The sequence below is a fragment of the Paracoccus pacificus genome, assembly GCF_042680785.1.
Taxonomy (GTDB): domain Bacteria; phylum Pseudomonadota; class Alphaproteobacteria; order Rhodobacterales; family Rhodobacteraceae; genus Paracoccus; species Paracoccus pacificus.
Genome location: NZ_JBHUEN010000053.1, coordinates 92,912 through 108,377, shown reverse-complemented (window position 1 = coordinate 108,377; position 15,466 = coordinate 92,912). Strand labels below are relative to the sequence as shown.

Genomic DNA, 15,466 nt, shown 5'->3' with positions numbered 1-15,466 from the left:
ATGCTTCCCATATTCCTGAAAACACTTCCATTCTTTGCCATCATCGCGCTTGGCTGGTTCGCCGCCCGGATCAGGTTCTTCCCACCCGTCGCGACCGAGTGGCTGACGAAGTTCGTCTTTTATTTCGCACTTTCGGCGATGCTGTTCAGGTTTTCGGCCGCGCTCGATCTGACCAGTCTGTGGGACCCCGCCTTCGTCATGGCCTATCTGGGGGGCTCGCTGACGGTCTGGCTGATCGGCATGGCGGTGGCACGTGCCCGCGGGCTGTCCCTGCCCGAAATGGCGATGGAGGCGCATTGCTGCGTGATCGGAAACACCGGCTTTCTGGGTGTGCCGATGCTGGTCGTGCTTTTGGGGCCGCAGGCCGTCGGGCCGGTGCTGATGGTGCTGATCGTCGATCTGCTGGTGTTTTCCACGCTGATCACCCTGATCATCTCGGGCAGCGGCCGGGGGCCCATCGGCTGGCGCACCGTCGCACCGCTGTTGAAGGGGCTGGTCGGCAACCCGATGATCATCTCGATGGCGGCGGGGCTGGTGTGGGCGTGGCTGCGGCTGCCTTTGCCGGATCCGCTGGTCGAGTTTCTGGATCTGCTGGGCGCCGCCGCAACACCCGGCGCGCTTTTCGCCATCGGGGCGAGTCTGGTGGCGCGCAGCGCCTCGCGGATCGGGCCGGCGATATGGCTGAGCTTCGCCAAGCTGACGCTGCACCCGCTGGCTGTCGGCATCGCCGCATTCGGCATTTTCGGCGTGCAGCCCTTTGCCGCCGGGGTCATGGTCGCCGCCGCCGCCCTTCCGGTGGCGGGAAACGTCTATATTCTGGCACAGCATTTCAACGTCGCCATGCAGCGGGTCTCGACCACCATCCTGATCTCGACCGCCGCCAGCATCGTGACCATACCATTCGTCATTCACTGGATAACCGGGGGTCTGCCGTGAAACGCGTCAACGATCTGTCGCCCAAGAACATCGCCCTGTCGCTGACCGAACAGGGCGTCGCCGTGGTCAGCCTGAACCGTCCGGCCAAGCGCAACGCGCTGGACAGCGCGACGATCGAGGAGCTGATCGAAATCTTCTCGACCCTTCCCGGCGCCGGTGTCCGCGCCTGCGTGCTGCGGGCCGAGGGCGATCATTTCAGCGCCGGGCTGGATCTGGTCGAACATCACGACGCCGACCGCAGCCCGGCCGATTTCTGGCAGCTTTGCCTGCGCTGGCATGAGGCGTTCAACAAGATGGAATACGGCGGCGTCCCGATCATCGCCGCGCTCAAGGGCGCGGTGGTCGGCGGCGGGCTGGAGCTGGCCAGCGCCGCCCATATCCGCGTCGCCAGCCCGCAGACATGGTTCGGCCTGCCCGAGGGCCAGCGCGGGCTGTTCACCGGCGGCGGCGCCACGATCCGGGTCCGCGATCTGATCGGCAAGGCGCGGATGATCGACATGATGCTGACCGGGCGGCTGTATCAGGGGCAAGAGGCCGTCGATGTGGGCCTGTGCCAATATCTGGTCGAAGACACCGAAACCCTGGCGATGGAACTGGCCAACCGTGCCGCCCAGAACCTGCCCTTGACCAATTTCGCCATCTGCTCGGCCATCTCGCATATGCAGAACATGTCCGCGCTGGACGCCGCCTATGCCGAAGCCTGCGTGGCGGGCGTGGTCAACACCCAGCCCGAAGCGCGCAGCCGCCTTGATGCCTTTGCACGCGGCGTGGCGGTCAAGATCAAGCCGGGTGAGGCCAAATCGGGTGAGGCCAAATCGGGTCGGCGATGAGCCGGATCACCACGATCGGTTTCGACGCCGATGACACGCTGTGGGAAAATGAGCGGTTCTTTCGCAACTCCGAGGCGCATCTGGCCGATCTGCTGGCCGACCACCTGCCCGTCGCCGCAACGACCGAACGGCTGTATCAGATCGAGGCCCGGAACCTTGCCGTCTATGGCTATGGCATCAAGGGCTTTACCCTGTCGATGATCGAAACCGCGCTGGAGGTCACCGGCGGCCGGGCCGACCCGGCGCTGATCGCGCGCATCCTGCAGATCGGCCGCGATATGCTGGCCCACCCGGTCGACACCCTGCCCGACGCGGGGCAGGTTCTGGAAATGCTGGCCGGTCGTTATCGGCTGGTCCTGATCACCAAGGGCGACCTGTTCGATCAGGAACGCAAGCTGGCCGCCTCGGGCCTTGGCGATCATTTCGATGCCGTCGAGATCGTCGCCGACAAGCGGCCCGACACCTATGCCCGCATCTTCACCCGCCACGGAGACGGGCCGGAACGCGCGGCCATGGTCGGCAACTCGCTGAAATCGGATGTGCTGCCGGCGATCGCGGCGGGCGGCTGGGGCGTTTTCGTGCCCCACGCGCTGACCTGGTCACACGAACATGCCGAGGAGCCCGAACCCGGCGCAGAGCGCTTCGCCCGCATTGACCGGCTTGCGGACCTGCCGCCGCTGATCGGTGCGATAGGCTAGTTCACCGCCCGGATCAGCTTGCGTTCCAGAACCCGCAGGACAGTCGGCAGGTCGTGGCCGCGCTTCAGCACCTGCCCGTCCATGCCGATGACGGCATAGGCCCCTTGGGCATTGCGCAGCCGGGGCCGCTTCTCGATCCGGTAGATCGGATGTTCGGCCGCGCGGCGGAACACCGAAAACACCGCCACATCGCGCAGAAACGCCAGCGCATAATCGCGCCATTCGCCCGCCGCCACCATCTTTCCATAGACTGAAAGGATAACATTCAACTCGGTCCGGTCAAAGACGACGCGATCCGGGTCGAATTGCAGCGGCGAATTTGCGTTTATCATGGCGAAAGCGTGACAGTTTCGCCGGCGCTGATCAACAGGAAAGGTGGTGCGCCGCTTTGCCCGCGCGCATGTCAGCCGAAGCATCGCCCGCAAAGCCAAGATCGGTCCAAAGCTGCGGTAATAGCGCGCCGGCGAGCACATGCTGCGCGCGGGGTTCCAGCCAGTCGAGCTTGGCCCTCACCTCAGCCGCATAGGGGAACACGCGGCCGGGGAAAATCCGGGCGTCGCCCTCATCCAAATCGCCGTAAGGCTCGGCCCCTGTGGCCAGACGGTCCAGCGCGGCCATCAGCCCCGCATCGGCGCGGATGTTGTCCAACCAACGGCGGTATTCGGTGAAGCTCAGCGTCAGCGGCTGACGTTCGCGCCCGACATAGGTCCGATAGAAGATTTCGGCGTCTTGTGTCACTGCCCTACCCCCTTAAAGCAAAAAGGCGCACCCAAGGTTGCCCCCGGACGCGCCCCGATCGTTACCGGCAGATCAGCCGCAGCGCAGCGACGCCGCCTTGCCGTTGCGGTCAAGCTCGACGATCAGCCGCTGCGGGTTATAGTCGGCGGCGCGGCCCGCGCCATCGAAGGTCACGATCAGCGTGCCGGGGGGCAGCACACCCGTGGTCAGCGCCGTGCTGGGCTGACCCAAAAGCCCATAGGCCGCCCGCATGTTGCAGGTATCCGTCGCGGCCGGGCCGGTGACGACCGTCGTGGTCGTCGGCGCGGTCGGCTCGCACGCGGAAAGGGCGACAACGGCGGCAAGCGCGGCCGGAACGGTGAATTTCGTCATTTGAAGGTCCCTTCAGATGAGGCGGTGACAGGATCAGCCGCAGTCGATGTTATAGATGTTGCCGGCCTGATCCAGACGGAACACGATCCGAAGCGGGTCGTATTCCTGCGGCTCGATTCCCCGGTATTCGACGACCCGGTAGTCGCGGGTCACCCCAAGCGTCGGGATCACGCTTCCCGGCTTGGACAGGGCCGAGGTGTAATCCTTGGCGCGGCAGGCATCGGGCTCACGCTCCTCCAGCCCGCTGACCTGCGCGACGGGCATCGGCGCGGCGGGAACCGGTGCCGTCGGCGGCGTGTTCGGGGTGCAGGCAGCCAGGGTCAGAAGCGACAATGCAATAACAGCAGGGGTTTTCGCGTTCATGTTCGGTCCATCATTGGTCGATCGGGTGATCGGCAGCACAAGGCAGGCCGCCGGTCGGGTCGGATCAGGCTAAGCTTGTGGCGCAACATATCCGCAATCCGCCGCCGGTAAAACCCCGCGTGTAACAGGATCATGGCGCAAGCCGCACATAGCGTTGCCAAAAATCACCGCCCCGTTGGGGCGCACCCCTGCCGGTCGGTTACGGTGGCTGGCGGTGATGGGATGGGCGCGGTGGCAGGTGCCACCGGCGATCAGGACCGTCCCGACTGTCCCTGAAACCTGCTGGGCGGATGCCGCATCGCGTTGGCCGCCCCATAGCAGGACATGAACATCTGCATCCCGGCGCGGCAGATTTCCTCCATCCGCTCGGGGTTCACCCGCGTCGGACCCTGGAAATTCGCGGTATTGCGGATTTCGATCGCGGCCAGCTCCAGCAATTGCGCGGCGGCAATTTCAACATCCGGAATGATCAGCTCGCCCCGGTCGACCGCGCCTTGCAGATAACAGGCCAGATGGCGGCAAAGCCGCTTTGGCCCGGCGTCGTGATATGCCTTGGCGATTTCGGGGAAACGTGCCGCCTCGCCAATGCAAACCCGGTAAATACTCACACCCTGATCCGAGGTGATATGATCCGCCACCAGACGCATGACCGCCGGCAATATCACCTCGGGGGGCGCCTCGATGGTCAGAAGCATGCTGCTGTCGGCAAAGCAGTTGGCAAGCTCTTCCCGAAAGACGTGCAGGAACATCAGCCGCTTGTCGGGGAAATAACTGTAAAGCGTGGCCTTGGAGACGCCGGCGACACGGGCGATTTCATCCACGCTCGCGCCCTCGAAACCGTCGCGCAGAAAAACCCTGCGCGCGCCATGAATTACCTGTTGAAACTTGCGTCCTCTATTAACCGGCGCTTCATCACGCATTACAGAATCCCAAGAAACGTACCTCAAAATGAGGTGAACACACTCATTAATCTAGTCATTACATGCAAATGGCAATGTGCCAAGTGCGCACGCATATCGACCGCACACGACCCGTGCAGATAGGCGGATTTATGTCGTAATAGCATCAGAAATCGTATGTTTTACGACCTTTCTCGTCGAATTGCCGGCATGGCCGGCGGCGTTTCGGTCAATTTGGCGGTTGCCACCAGACAATTCTGAACCGATTGTCGGGGCATCCGCTGCGTTGGCAATGACCGAAAGGACCCACCATGGCTGCCACCCATCCCTCGTTCCGCGACTCAGTCGATATCATGTTCACGCGTGCGGCAAGCCTGATGGATCTTCCCCCGGGGCTCGAGGAAAAGATCAGGGTCTGCAACTCCACCTATACGGTGCGCTTCGGGGTCCGGATGCGCGGCGAAATCAAGACCTTCACCGGCTATCGCTCGGTCCATTCGGAACATATGGAGCCCGTCAAGGGCGGCATCCGCTATGCCATGTCGGTCAATCAGGACGAGGTCGAGGCGCTGGCCGCGCTGATGACCTATAAATGCGCGCTGGTCGAGGTGCCTTTCGGCGGCTCGAAGGGCGGTTTGCGGATTGATCCGCGCGAATACAACGAGGATGAGCTGGAGCGGATCACCCGCCGTTTCACCTATGAGCTGTCGCGCCGCAGCCTGATCTCGCCCAGCCAGAACGTCCCTGCCCCCGACATGGGCACGGGCGAACGGGAAATGGCGTGGATGGCCGATGCCTATAAGCGCCTGCATCCCGACGACATCGACGCGCGCGGCTGCGTGACCGGCAAGCCCCTGTCCTTCGGCGGCATCGCTGGCCGGGTCGAGGCGACGGGTCGGGGCGTCCAATACGCGATCCACGAATTCTTCCGCCACCCCGAGGCGATGAAGGCGGCCGGGCTGAGCGGGGCGCTGGAAGGCAAGAAGATCGTCGTGCAGGGGCTTGGCAACGTGGGCTTTCACGCCGCGCAATTCCTGTCGGACAACGATGGCTGCAAGATCATCGCCGTGGCCGAACGCGACGGCGCGGTGTTCAACCCCGATGGCCTTCACATCGGTGATCTGTATGAGCACCTGCGCACCACCGGCGGCGTCTACGGTTTCGCGGGTGCCACCAGCTATACCCAGAACAGCCTCGAGGCGTTGGAGACCGAATGCGACATCCTGATCCCGGCCGCGATCGAAGGCGTGATCAACGCCGAGAACGCCGAGCGGATCAAGACCCGGCTGATCGTCGAGGCCGCCAACGGCCCGATCACCTCGGAAGGTGACGCGATCCTGAAAAAGCGCGGCGTGGTGATCGTGCCCGACATGTATGCCAATGCGGGCGGCGTGACCGTGTCCTATTTCGAATGGGTCAAGAACCTGACCCATATCCGCTTTGGCCGGATGGAGCGGCGGGAACAGGAAGCCCGCCACCGCCTGCTGGTCAACGAGCTGGAACGGCTGTCGGCGGATCGCGGTCTGGGCTGGACGCTGTCGGCCGGCTTCAAGGACAAATATCTGAAAGGGGCGAGCGAGCTGGAACTGGTCCGTTCGGGCCTTGACGACACCATGCGCGGGGCGTTCCAAAGCATGGCCGAGGTCTGGCAGAATGACGAAAAGGTCGATGACCTGCGCACCGCCGCCTATATCGTCTCGATCCGCCGCATCGCGCAAAGCTATCAGGCGCTGGGAATTTAGGGGGCCGGTGGCGACGTCGGAGCCGGGAAATATACGCGGGGCCGTTGCGGCCCCGTTTTTCGTCCCGGCTGATTTTTACTCGGGCTGAAACGTCGCGATCGCGTCATAGGCCAGATCAAGATCGGCCGATGAGACGCAATAGGGCGGCAGCACGTAAACCGTATTGCCCAGCGGTCGCAGTAGCACCCCTTGGGCAAGGCAATGGGCGCGCAGGCGCGGGCCGGCATCGGCCAGATAGCCCGCCTGACCGACCTTCATGTCGATCGCCGTAATGGTCCCGCATTGCCGCGGGTTTTCGAACCGCGGGTCCCGGGCAAGCCGGTCGAGATGCCCCGCCTGCATCCGCACCACGTCGCGGATACGCGCGGCGACCGGCTCGGTCCGCCACACCTCGACATTGGCCAGCCCGGCGGCACAGGCGATCGGATTGGCGGTGAAACTGGAGGAATGGAAAAACGTCCGGCTGCGATCGGTCGAGTAATGGGCCTGAAACACCGGCTCGCTGGCAAGGGTGGCGGCCAAAGGCACGCTGCCCCCGGTCAACCCCTTCGAGGTGCACAGGATATCGGGGCTGATCTGCGCATGATCGCAGGCCCACAGGCTGCCGGTCCGGCCCCAGCCGGTCATCACCTCATCCGCGATCAGCAGGACGCCGTGGCGGTCGCAGATCTGCCGCAGCCCCGCCAGAACGTCGGGGCCGTACATCAGCATCCCGCCCGCCCCCAGAACCAGCGGCTCGACGATCAGCGCGGCCACGTCGCCCGCAGCGGCAAGCGCCTCGAACGCGTCGAGCGTGGTCTGGCCGTCGCCTGTGGGGAAAGGGATCGTCCCGACATCGAACAGGACCGGGTTGTAGGCGGCGTTGAACACCCCGCGCTCGCCCACGCTCATCGTGCCGATGGTGTCGCCGTGATAGCTGTGCTCCATCACCACGATCCGGTGCCGGGCCGCGCCGCGGTTGTGCCAATAACCCAGCGCCATCTTCAGCCCGACCTCGACCGCGGTGCTGCCGCTGTCGGAATAGAACACCCGGGTCAGGCCCTCCGGCGCCATTTCGACCAGCGCGCGGGCCAGCCGCTCGGCCGGCTCATGGGTGAAATTCGCGAAAATGACCTGATCCAGCCGTTCGGACTGATCGCGGATCGCCTGCATGATCGGCGCATAGCGGTGCCCATGGGTCACCACCCACCAACTGCTGATCCCGTCCAGAATGCGGCGGCCGTCCCCGGTGGTGATGAATGCGCCTTCGGCATGGGTGGCGACGGGCGCGGGCGGTTCGGTCGCATGCTGGGTAAAGGGCCGCCAGACCGGGCTTTCGCCGGTCTGCCAGCCGTCACCGGCGGGTTTGGGCGCGGCAATCACGCTTTCACCCTGATGGCCGTGATCCGCGCCGCATCCGCAGCCGTCATGATGGTGGTGATGGTTACCGCCGTCCGTCATTCGAAATCCCCTGCATCAAAATGCGCCGTCATGGCCCGTTCCAGCGATTCGGGCGTCAGCGGCGCCAGTCGCGGCAACCGGCCCAGCACCCGCACCCGGCCGATCTGGCCGATGGTCGCCACGTTGTCCTCATCCTCGGCGCCGATGAACGCGACCCCGAGGATGGGCACGCCGCGCGCCCGCAGCGCCTCGATCGCGGTCAGGCTGTGGCTGATCGTGCCAAGCCCGGTCGTGGCCGCAAGCACGACCGGCAAACCCCATTGCGCGAAAAGATCCGCGAACAGAAGCTGCCGGGTCACCGGCACCAGAACCCCGCCCGCGCCCTCGATGATCAGCCGTGGCGACGGCGGGATCGCGCGCAGCCGGGGCAGGTCGATATCGACCCCGGCCAGTTCGGCGGCGCGATGCGGCGACAGCGGCTGGGGCAGGACATGGGCGCCGGGCCATATCCGCGCACCGGAAAGCCGCGCCACCGTCGCGGCATCGCCGCCTGCAGTTTCGGGCGCATCTTCGGGCGCATCTTCGGTCGCAGCCAGAACGCCGGTCTGCAACGGTTTCCAGTAATCGGCGCCGAGCATGCGGCACAGCCCCGCCGCCAGCACCGTCTTGCCGATATCCGTGCCCGTGCCGGAAATGACGAATTTCATCAGACGGTTTCCCCGTGCCCGGCGCGACCGGCAAGGCAAGCGACGCTGCCGCCACGGCCGATGCCTTGATCGTTGCCCGCGCCGCCGGCGTCGATCAATGTTCGTCGCGGCGCATCGGCTGGATGCCCAGCTTGGCGAACAGGCGCATGTCGTGATCCTCGCCCGGATTGTCGGCGGTCAGCAGCGTATCGCCCGCGAAGATCGAGTTCGCACCGGCAAAAAAGCACAGCGCCTGCATCTCGTCGGTCATCGCGGTGCGGCCGGCGGACAGCCGGACATGGGATTTCGGCATCATGATCCGGGCCAGCGCGATGGTGCGGACGAAATCCACCGGATCGACCGGCGCCGCATCCGCAAGCGGCGTGCCCTCGATCGGGATCAGCATGTTGATCGGCACGCTTTCGGGCGGCTCGGGCAGATTGGCCAGCGTCACCAGCATATCGACGCGGTCCTGCGCGCCCTCGCCCAACCCGAGGATCCCGCCCGAGCAGACCTTGATGCCGCTTTCCCGCACATTCGCCAGCGTTTCCAGCCGGTCGGCAAAGCTCCGGGTGGTGATGACCTTGTCGTAATGCGCCTCGGAGGTGTCGATGTTGTGGTTGTAATAGTCGAGCCCCGCGCCTTTCAGCCGCAGCGCCTGATCCTGGTCCAGCATGCCCAGCGTCATGCAGGTTTCCATGCCCAGCGCCTTGACCCCCTCGACCATGGCGATCACCTGATCCATGTCGCGGTCTTTCGGGCTGCGCCACGCCGCCCCCATGCAATAGCGCGTCGCACCGGCGTCGCGGGCCCGCTTGGCCTCGGCAATGACACGCTGCACCTCCAGCAGTTTCGAGGCTTTCAGCCCGGTCCCGTGCTTGGCCGACTGGCTGCAATAGCCGCAATCTTCCGGGCAGCCGCCGGTCTTGATCGACAAAAGCCGGCTAAGCTGGACCTTGTTCGGATCATGATACTGGCGGTGAACGGTCTGCGCCTGAAACAGCAGGTCCATGAACGGCTGATCGAAAATCGCGCGGGCCCGCGCGCTGGTCCATTCCGGCGCGGCCTGCCCCGGATCAGAGGTTTCCAACGCGGTGGTCTGATCGTCCAGATGCATGCGGCGACATCCCTTGTTTCTGTGCCGAACGGCCTATCAGGTCGCCCGGGCTTTGTCCAATGCGGCCATCGCCGGCAGCAGCCGAAACGGCGCGGAAGGTGGCGGGTGGCTGACCCGGCGTAGGATCCGCGTCGGCGCCGCACGCGCGCGGAACCGCGCAAGTCGGCAATCTTCCGCGACCCGACGTCAGATCAGCGCCGAAACCGCATCAACGGCGCGGTAACCAACGGATCAAACCCGCTTTTCCAGCTTTTCCCGCCGCTCGGCTCTGGCCCGAATGACCAGATCGCGCATCACCTCGGCCCGGCCGAAGGCACGCAGGGCATCGCGACGCGCGCTTTCGAATTTATCCGAAAGCCGCTCCAGCTCGGCCGCCGCATTGCCAAGGGCGCGCGCCACCTCGCCGGTGTAGGCACTGGCATGGCGAGCCTCGGCGATGGTCGTCGGCGCCGGGGCGCGGGCGCTCTGGTCAAGGTCACAGCGCAGCCCGTCGACCTGCGCCTGAAGCACCATCACATGGCTGCGAAACGCCGAGAACCGCCGCGTCTCGCGGTCCTGCGCCAGACGGGCAAGATGGACGAGCCGGTCCATTTCCTCGGGTCGCGGCGTGATCATGTTGTCACCACCCCTGCCGCGCCTTGTCGCGCATTTTTTGGGCGAAGCGGATCGCCGCCGCGACCGCTGCGAAATGATCGGCGGGAATTTCCTGTCCGATGTCGACCGTCGCATAAAGCGCGCGGGTCGCCGGCGGATCGGGCCAAAGCGGCACCCTGGCCTCGGCGGCGCGGGCGCGGATGCGGGCGGCGACCGCATCGGTGCCCTTGGCGACGCAGATCGGCGCCCTTCCGCTGCCCCGGTTCCATTTCAGCGCCACCGCGTAATGGGTCGGGTTGACCATCACCACATCGGCGGTTTCCACATCCTTCAGCATGCTGTTCAGCGCAAGGTCTATGGCCTTCTGCCGGCGCGCGGCCTTCATATGCGGATCGCCTTCGCTGTCCTTGTGCTCGTCCTCCATCTCCTTTCGGGTCATCCGGTTGCGCTGGCGATGTTCGTGATGCTTCCACAGCAGATCAAGGACGGCGAATCCGGCCGCGATACCGGCCCCCAGCATGATCACCTGCCACAGCATGTCGCCCAGGCCCTGCACCCATTGCGGGCCGCCGGTAAAGACGGTGGCCGCCAGCCGGTCCAGCAGGCTGGCGAAAAGATACCAGCCCCCGGCGGCCACCAGGCTGACCCGGGCAAGCGACATGAGGAACGTGACCAGCCCCGACTTGCCGAATTTCTGCGCCGCATTCTTGACCGGGTTGATGCGCGAGAAATCGGGGGCGAGTTTTTGCGGCGAAAAGACGATGGATCGCTGCGCCACCAGCCCGGCCAGAACAAGCGTCGCCGGCACCGCCATCACCGCCAGCATCAACAGCCCCGACACCCCCACAAATCCCGCCGCCGCGTCAAACCGGCCAGCCGCGGGCGCGTCGTTGGAGCCGGGGCCGGGGCCGGGGCCGAAATCGAACCCGATCCGTACCGCCTGAGCCAGCCAGTAAAGGCAAAGCGGCGCGCCGATCAGACAAAGGCCGACGAAACTGCCGATATAGGCCAGCGCCGAGCCGACCTCGGGCGTGCGGGGGATATCGCCTTTCTCGCGCGCCTTGCGCAGCTTTTGCGGGCTGGCGTCATATTGCTTGTCGTCCTTGTCCTCGCTCATCGTGCCATCCCCAGATCGGGCAACCGCCAGTCCATGACGGCGCCCGTCCAAACCGACAGGATCGAGGGCGCAAGGATAACGAGCGCGATCAGCGCCAGAAGGATCGCGGCCGGCGCGCCGATCAGCGACACCGGCAGCGACGGCATCACCCGGCTGACCACGCCGGACAGGGTCTGGTACAGGAACCCGCCGATGATGAACGGCGCCGACAGGATCATCGCCAGCGCGAAGCTTTGCATGATCGTGGCGACGCCGGTCTGCAGCACCGTGGCGGCATCGGGCCAGCCGCCGGGCGGCCAAAGCCGCATGCTGTCGGCCAGATAATCGACCATACGCAGGTGAAACCCAAGTGCCATGATGATCGCTGAGGCCGCAAGGTTCAGCAGATTGCCGATCGGATGCGGCGAGGCCTCGGTCCCGGTGCCGATGATCTGCGACAAGGATGCCGTCGAGGCGATGGCGGTCGCCGCGATGTTGATCGCCAGAAACACCAGCCGCACCAGCACCCCCATCAGAAACCCGAGCACGAGTTGCTGGCCGACCGCGATCACCAGCCCCAGCGGCGCGGTGGGTGCCGCGATATCCCCCGCGACCGCCATCAGAAACGGGCTCAGCGCCACGGCGAGCGATACCCGCAATCTGACGCCGAACCAACGTTCGGACAGGACCGGCAGCGCCAGAATGCACGCCTGAATGCGCGCATAGATCAGCAGCCACGCCGGATCTAGATTGCCGATCAGGTCCGGGATCATGCGGCCTCGACCGTGCCGGCCAGCCGCACCCGCGCGGCCGGGTCGATCTCGTCGAAGCCCAGCACGGTGACGGCGACGCCGGCCTGCCCCAGCATGGCGCGGATCAGCCGCCGACGATGATCGGGTACCGCGAGGACCGGCTCGCGTTCGAACCGGGCGCTGGTCAGCGCCTGCCGCACGGCCTCGGTCACGCGCCGGGCGATGACGGGCGACATCGGGCCGGCGCCGCCGCGGCTCATCTCGGCCTCGGCGCGGGTGAACTCGGTCTCCCAGACCGGGTGGAGTTGCAGGATGCCGATCTCGCCGTCGCGCCCCAGCGCCTCGGTGATCTGGCCGCGCAGCCGCTTGCGCACCAGCTCATAGACCGCGTCGGGCTGAGTCGCGGCGCGGAACTCATGCACGGCATCGAGGATCAGCGGCAGGTTGCGGATCGAGATCCGTTCATCCAGAAGCGCGCGGAGGACCGCAAGCAACAGCTCGGGCGCGACCTTGTCGGGGATCATGGCGTCGAAATAGCGCTGGTTCGCCTCGGCGCGGGCGGTGTCCGACAGGTTTTTCAACTCGGCGATCAGTTTCTGCATCGCCGACATCGTCATCAGGGCAGAGAGGTTGCTTTTGACCACCTCCATCAGATGGGTCGAAAGCACCTCCATCGGGGTGACCACGGTCGCGCCCATGATGGCGGCGTGATCCTGATCCTCGACCCCGATCCACACCGCCGGGCTGCCATAGACGGGCTCCTTGACCCGCTCACCCACAAGGCCGCTCACGCCGGCATCATCGCCAAGCGCCAGCGCGCCGAAGGCCCGCAGGGTGCCGCGCCCCCTGATCACCCCATGCAGCTTGATCTGATAATCGGCGCCCGAGAGACCGGCGGCGTCGGTGATGCGGACCTCGGGCAGGATCAGCCCATAGCTGCGGGCGAAATGCGATCGCAGGTTCAGGATACGGGCGCCAAGCCCCCTGCCCTCGTCCAGCGCGGCCATGACCAGATCGGGGCCGATTTCGACCGCGATCTCGTCCATGTCCAGCATGTCGCCGATACGCGGCGCCGGCGCCGGGCCGCGTTCGGCCGGGGAGGTCTGCTCCGCCGGCTCGGGCTGCGCCGCGCGGCGCCGCGTTCGCCACGCCAGAAACCCAAGCGTTGCCGCGATCGACAGAAACAACAGCTTCGGCATGCCTGGGACCAGCGACAGGATGACCATGCCCGCAGCCACGATCGCCGGCACCCGCCAGTTGCTGAGCAGTTGCTGCGAGATCAGATCGGCGGTGGTATCGGTGGCCCCGCCACGCGACAGCAAAAGCGCCGCCGCCATCGAGGTGATCAGCGCCGGGATCTGGCTGACCAGCCCGTCGCCGATGGTCAGGTGCGAATAGGTCGTCAGCGCCTCGGACAGGGGCAGCCCATGCGCGAGCAGCCCGACCGCAAGACCGATGAACAGGTTGATCAGGGTGATCAGGATGCCGGCGACCGCGTCGCCCTTGACGAATTTCGACGCCCCGTCGAGGGATCCGAAAAAGCTGATCTCGCGCTGATCGCGGACCCGGCGGGCCTTGGCCTCCTCATGGTCGATCGAGCCGGCATTCAGGTCCGCGTCGATCGCCAGCTGCTTGCCGGGCAGCGAATCGAGCGCGAAACGCGCCGCGACCTCGGCCATGCGGCCCGAGCCCTTGGTGATGACCATGAAATTGACCACCGAGATCACCGCGAAAACCGTCACGCCGACCAGAAGCGAGCCGCCCGCGACAAATTCCGAGAAGCCGCTGATCACATCGCCGGCGGCGTCCGGCCCGGTATGGCCCTGGGTCAGGATCAGCCGCGTCGATGAAACGTTCAGCGACAGACGCATGAACAGCGACACCAGCAAAAGCACCGGAAAGGCCTGAAAATCGGTCGGTTTGTCGACCAGTGAGGCCATGACCAGTATAAGCGTCGCCGTAGCGATCGACAGCGCGATCCCGGCGTCAAGGAATGACGCGGGGATCGGCAGCACCATCGACATGACGATCAGAACCAGTGCGCCGGTCACCAGCAGCGGGCGCGCCGCCGCCGCCCGTCCGCCCGGGCGCGAGGTTACGGCCCCGACGCTCATTTCCGGTCCCCCGTATCGCGGGCCGGTTTCAGAAGCGCGGTCAGCGACAAGGGCGCGCCCTCCATGATGCCGGAACGGCGCAGGAAGATGATGGCGCGCAGCCGGTCTTCCGGGGTGAAATCGGCAAGGCGGGCGCGATATTCCGCGACTTCAGCCGCGCCGATCGGCCCGGCCAGAAGCTGGGCCGCCACCTCCTCGCGGAAGGCCTGAAGCGAGGCCGGCTCGGCCAAGGCGGGCAAGGCCGATCCCCAGAGGGCGAGGAGTGCCGCGACCCGCATCATGACGCTCGCTTTATTTCGCGCAACGCGCTTTCCAGCGTGACAAAGCTGGGGCGCAGCGGCTCGGGCGCGGCCTGGCGGCCAACCTCGACGCACAGATTGGTCGCGTGCTGGTGCAGGCCGGCGACCAGCACCGATTTGATCACATCATAGAACGCCAGATCGGTTTTGATGACATTGCCAAGCCTCTGGGCCAGCGGCGCCACGAAACCATAGGCGAGAAACACCCCCAGAAACGTCCCGACCAGCGCCGAGCCGATCATCTTGCCAAGCACTTCCGGCGGCTGGTCGATCGCGCTCATCGTCTTGATGACGCCCAGCACGGCGGCAACGATCCCAAGCGCGGGCAGCGCATCGGCCATGCTTTGCAGCGCATGCGGCACATGCATCTGTTCGTGCCGCAAAAGCGCGATGCGGCGTGCCAGCATTTCCTCGACCTGATAGGGATCGTCATAGTTGAGACTGGCCGAGCGCAGCGTGTCGGCGATCAGTTGAACCGATTCCTCATCGGCCAGAATACGCGGATATTGCTGGAAAATCGCTGATTCGCGGGGCCGCTCGATATGCTCTTCAAGCTCGACCGGGTTGGCGCGGGCCAGCCGCAGCATCTGAAACATCAGGCACAGCATGTCCTGATGATCGCGCGACGTCCACCGCGGCCCCTTGAAGGCCAGCGCAAGGCCGCCCGGCGTATGCTTCAGCACCGGGGTTTCATTCGACAGCACGTAGGAGCCGATCGCCGCGCCGCCGATGATCATCATCTCGAACGGCAGGGCATAAAGGATGACCTCAAGATGGCCGCCGGCAAGGGCGTAGCCGCCGAAAACCATGCCGATGGTCAGAAGAATTCCAAGGATTCCGAACATCCGCT

Annotated in this window: 18 protein-coding genes; 4 read left to right on the top strand and 14 right to left on the bottom strand. The window is 65.5% G+C overall.

Annotation, left to right across the window (positions count from 1 at the left end):
- Genes ACFSCT_RS18710 through ACFSCT_RS18700 form a run of 3 tightly spaced genes read left to right on the top strand, consistent with a single transcriptional unit; the run spans position 1 to position 2,464 of the window.
- Entirely contained in the window at positions 1–936 is a 936-nt protein-coding gene (locus ACFSCT_RS18710) for an AEC family transporter (RefSeq protein ID WP_379145324.1), read from the top strand.
- A complete protein-coding gene (locus tag ACFSCT_RS18705) occupies positions 933–1,766 on the top strand; it encodes a crotonase/enoyl-CoA hydratase family protein (protein ID WP_379145323.1) in 834 nt (277 codons plus the stop codon). Before ACFSCT_RS18710 ends, ACFSCT_RS18705 begins: the two co-directional genes overlap by 4 nt.
- Positions 1,763–2,464 (top strand): HAD family hydrolase, encoded by a 702-nt coding sequence (locus ACFSCT_RS18700; protein WP_379145321.1) that lies wholly within the window; start codon positions 1,763–1,765, stop codon positions 2,462–2,464. Before ACFSCT_RS18705 ends, ACFSCT_RS18700 begins: the two co-directional genes overlap by 4 nt.
- Here ACFSCT_RS18700 and ACFSCT_RS18695 read toward each other — a convergent pair.
- From ACFSCT_RS18695 to ACFSCT_RS18675, 5 genes are all read right to left on the bottom strand, one after another.
- A complete protein-coding gene (locus ACFSCT_RS18695) occupies positions 2,461–2,796 on the bottom strand; it encodes a DUF2794 domain-containing protein (protein WP_379145320.1) in 336 nt (111 codons plus the stop codon). The genes ACFSCT_RS18700 and ACFSCT_RS18695 overlap by 4 nt on opposite strands.
- Before the next feature lie 31 nt (positions 2,797–2,827).
- On the bottom strand, positions 2,828–3,202 hold the full coding sequence (locus ACFSCT_RS18690) for a hypothetical protein (protein WP_379145318.1): 375 nt from the start codon (positions 3,200–3,202) through the stop codon (positions 2,828–2,830).
- A gap of 72 nt (positions 3,203–3,274) precedes the next feature.
- Entirely contained in the window at positions 3,275–3,574 is a 300-nt protein-coding gene (locus ACFSCT_RS18685; protein WP_379145317.1) for an I78 family peptidase inhibitor, read from the bottom strand.
- Positions 3,575–3,607: 33 nt separating this feature from the next.
- Positions 3,608–3,937 (bottom strand): hypothetical protein, encoded by a 330-nt coding sequence (locus tag ACFSCT_RS18680; RefSeq protein ID WP_379145315.1) that lies wholly within the window; start codon positions 3,935–3,937, stop codon positions 3,608–3,610.
- A gap of 251 nt (positions 3,938–4,188) precedes the next feature.
- On the bottom strand, positions 4,189–4,857 hold the full coding sequence (locus ACFSCT_RS18675) for a TetR/AcrR family transcriptional regulator (RefSeq protein WP_379145314.1): 669 nt from the start codon (positions 4,855–4,857) through the stop codon (positions 4,189–4,191).
- A gap of 290 nt (positions 4,858–5,147) precedes the next feature.
- Between ACFSCT_RS18675 and ACFSCT_RS18670 the strand changes: the two genes are divergently transcribed.
- Positions 5,148–6,578: a Glu/Leu/Phe/Val family dehydrogenase gene (locus tag ACFSCT_RS18670; RefSeq protein ID WP_379145312.1), complete on the top strand. Its 1,431-nt coding sequence runs from the start codon at positions 5,148–5,150 to the stop codon at positions 6,576–6,578.
- A 75-nt stretch (positions 6,579–6,653) separates the two neighbouring features.
- Here ACFSCT_RS18670 and ACFSCT_RS18665 read toward each other — a convergent pair whose 3' ends face one another.
- The 9 genes from ACFSCT_RS18665 to motA all read right to left on the bottom strand — a co-directional run bounded on the left by ACFSCT_RS18665 (position 6,654) and on the right by motA (position 15,461).
- Entirely contained in the window at positions 6,654–8,018 is a 1,365-nt protein-coding gene (locus ACFSCT_RS18665; protein ID WP_379145310.1) for an adenosylmethionine--8-amino-7-oxononanoate transaminase, read from the bottom strand.
- Positions 8,015–8,665: a dethiobiotin synthase gene (bioD, locus tag ACFSCT_RS18660; protein WP_379145308.1), complete on the bottom strand. Its 651-nt coding sequence runs from the start codon at positions 8,663–8,665 to the stop codon at positions 8,015–8,017. Before bioD ends, ACFSCT_RS18665 begins: the two co-directional genes overlap by 4 nt.
- A gap of 94 nt (positions 8,666–8,759) precedes the next feature.
- Positions 8,760–9,761: a biotin synthase BioB gene (bioB, locus tag ACFSCT_RS18655; protein WP_379145306.1), complete on the bottom strand. Its 1,002-nt coding sequence runs from the start codon at positions 9,759–9,761 to the stop codon at positions 8,760–8,762.
- Between the two features lie 231 nt (positions 9,762–9,992).
- Entirely contained in the window at positions 9,993–10,376 is a 384-nt protein-coding gene (locus tag ACFSCT_RS18650) for a hypothetical protein (protein WP_379145304.1), read from the bottom strand.
- A 4-nt stretch (positions 10,377–10,380) separates the two neighbouring features.
- Complete coding sequence (locus tag ACFSCT_RS18645; RefSeq protein ID WP_379145301.1) at positions 10,381–11,472, bottom strand: EscU/YscU/HrcU family type III secretion system export apparatus switch protein; 1,092 nt, start codon at positions 11,470–11,472, stop codon at positions 10,381–10,383.
- A complete protein-coding gene (locus ACFSCT_RS18640; protein ID WP_379145299.1) occupies positions 11,469–12,224 on the bottom strand; it encodes a flagellar biosynthetic protein FliR in 756 nt (251 codons plus the stop codon). Before ACFSCT_RS18640 ends, ACFSCT_RS18645 begins: the two co-directional genes overlap by 4 nt.
- Positions 12,221–14,317, bottom strand: coding sequence for a flagellar biosynthesis protein FlhA (locus ACFSCT_RS18635; RefSeq protein ID WP_379145297.1), 2,097 nt, complete (start codon positions 14,315–14,317; stop codon positions 12,221–12,223). The genes ACFSCT_RS18640 and ACFSCT_RS18635 overlap by 4 nt, the downstream gene beginning before the upstream one ends.
- Entirely contained in the window at positions 14,314–14,598 is a 285-nt protein-coding gene (locus tag ACFSCT_RS18630; protein WP_379145295.1) for a hypothetical protein, read from the bottom strand. Before ACFSCT_RS18630 ends, ACFSCT_RS18635 begins: the two co-directional genes overlap by 4 nt.
- Positions 14,595–15,461, bottom strand: coding sequence for a flagellar motor stator protein MotA (gene motA, locus ACFSCT_RS18625; RefSeq protein ID WP_379145293.1), 867 nt, complete (start codon positions 15,459–15,461; stop codon positions 14,595–14,597). Before motA ends, ACFSCT_RS18630 begins: the two co-directional genes overlap by 4 nt.
- Positions 15,462–15,466 lie beyond the last annotated feature (5 nt).

What these genes read in the sequence shown, in the direction of transcription:
- ACFSCT_RS18710 (WP_379145324.1), top strand. Translation starts at nt 1, where the DNA reads ATGCTTCCCATATTCCTGAAAACACTTCCATTCTTTGCCATCATCGCG.
- ACFSCT_RS18700 (WP_379145321.1), top strand. Translation starts at nt 1,763, where the DNA reads ATGAGCCGGATCACCACGATCGGTTTCGACGCCGATGACACGCTGTGG.
- ACFSCT_RS18695 (WP_379145320.1), bottom strand. Translation starts at nt 2,796, where the DNA reads ATGATAAACGCAAATTCGCCGCTGCAATTCGACCCGGATCGCGTCGTC.
- ACFSCT_RS18685 (WP_379145317.1), bottom strand. Translation starts at nt 3,574, where the DNA reads ATGACGAAATTCACCGTTCCGGCCGCGCTTGCCGCCGTTGTCGCCCTT.
- ACFSCT_RS18680 (WP_379145315.1), bottom strand. Translation starts at nt 3,937, where the DNA reads ATGAACGCGAAAACCCCTGCTGTTATTGCATTGTCGCTTCTGACCCTG.
- ACFSCT_RS18675 (WP_379145314.1), bottom strand. Translation starts at nt 4,857, where the DNA reads ATGCGTGATGAAGCGCCGGTTAATAGAGGACGCAAGTTTCAACAGGTA.
- ACFSCT_RS18670 (WP_379145312.1), top strand. Translation starts at nt 5,148, where the DNA reads ATGGCTGCCACCCATCCCTCGTTCCGCGACTCAGTCGATATCATGTTC.
- ACFSCT_RS18665 (WP_379145310.1), bottom strand. Translation starts at nt 8,018, where the DNA reads ATGACGGACGGCGGTAACCATCACCACCATCATGACGGCTGCGGATGC.
- bioD (WP_379145308.1), bottom strand. Translation starts at nt 8,665, where the DNA reads ATGAAATTCGTCATTTCCGGCACGGGCACGGATATCGGCAAGACGGTG.
- bioB (WP_379145306.1), bottom strand. Translation starts at nt 9,761, where the DNA reads ATGCATCTGGACGATCAGACCACCGCGTTGGAAACCTCTGATCCGGGG.
- ACFSCT_RS18650 (WP_379145304.1), bottom strand. Translation starts at nt 10,376, where the DNA reads ATGATCACGCCGCGACCCGAGGAAATGGACCGGCTCGTCCATCTTGCC.
- ACFSCT_RS18645 (WP_379145301.1), bottom strand. Translation starts at nt 11,472, where the DNA reads ATGAGCGAGGACAAGGACGACAAGCAATATGACGCCAGCCCGCAAAAG.
- ACFSCT_RS18640 (WP_379145299.1), bottom strand. Translation starts at nt 12,224, where the DNA reads ATGATCCCGGACCTGATCGGCAATCTAGATCCGGCGTGGCTGCTGATC.
- ACFSCT_RS18635 (WP_379145297.1), bottom strand. Translation starts at nt 14,317, where the DNA reads ATGAGCGTCGGGGCCGTAACCTCGCGCCCGGGCGGACGGGCGGCGGCG.
- ACFSCT_RS18630 (WP_379145295.1), bottom strand. Translation starts at nt 14,598, where the DNA reads ATGATGCGGGTCGCGGCACTCCTCGCCCTCTGGGGATCGGCCTTGCCC.
- motA (WP_379145293.1), bottom strand. Translation starts at nt 15,461, where the DNA reads ATGTTCGGAATCCTTGGAATTCTTCTGACCATCGGCATGGTTTTCGGC.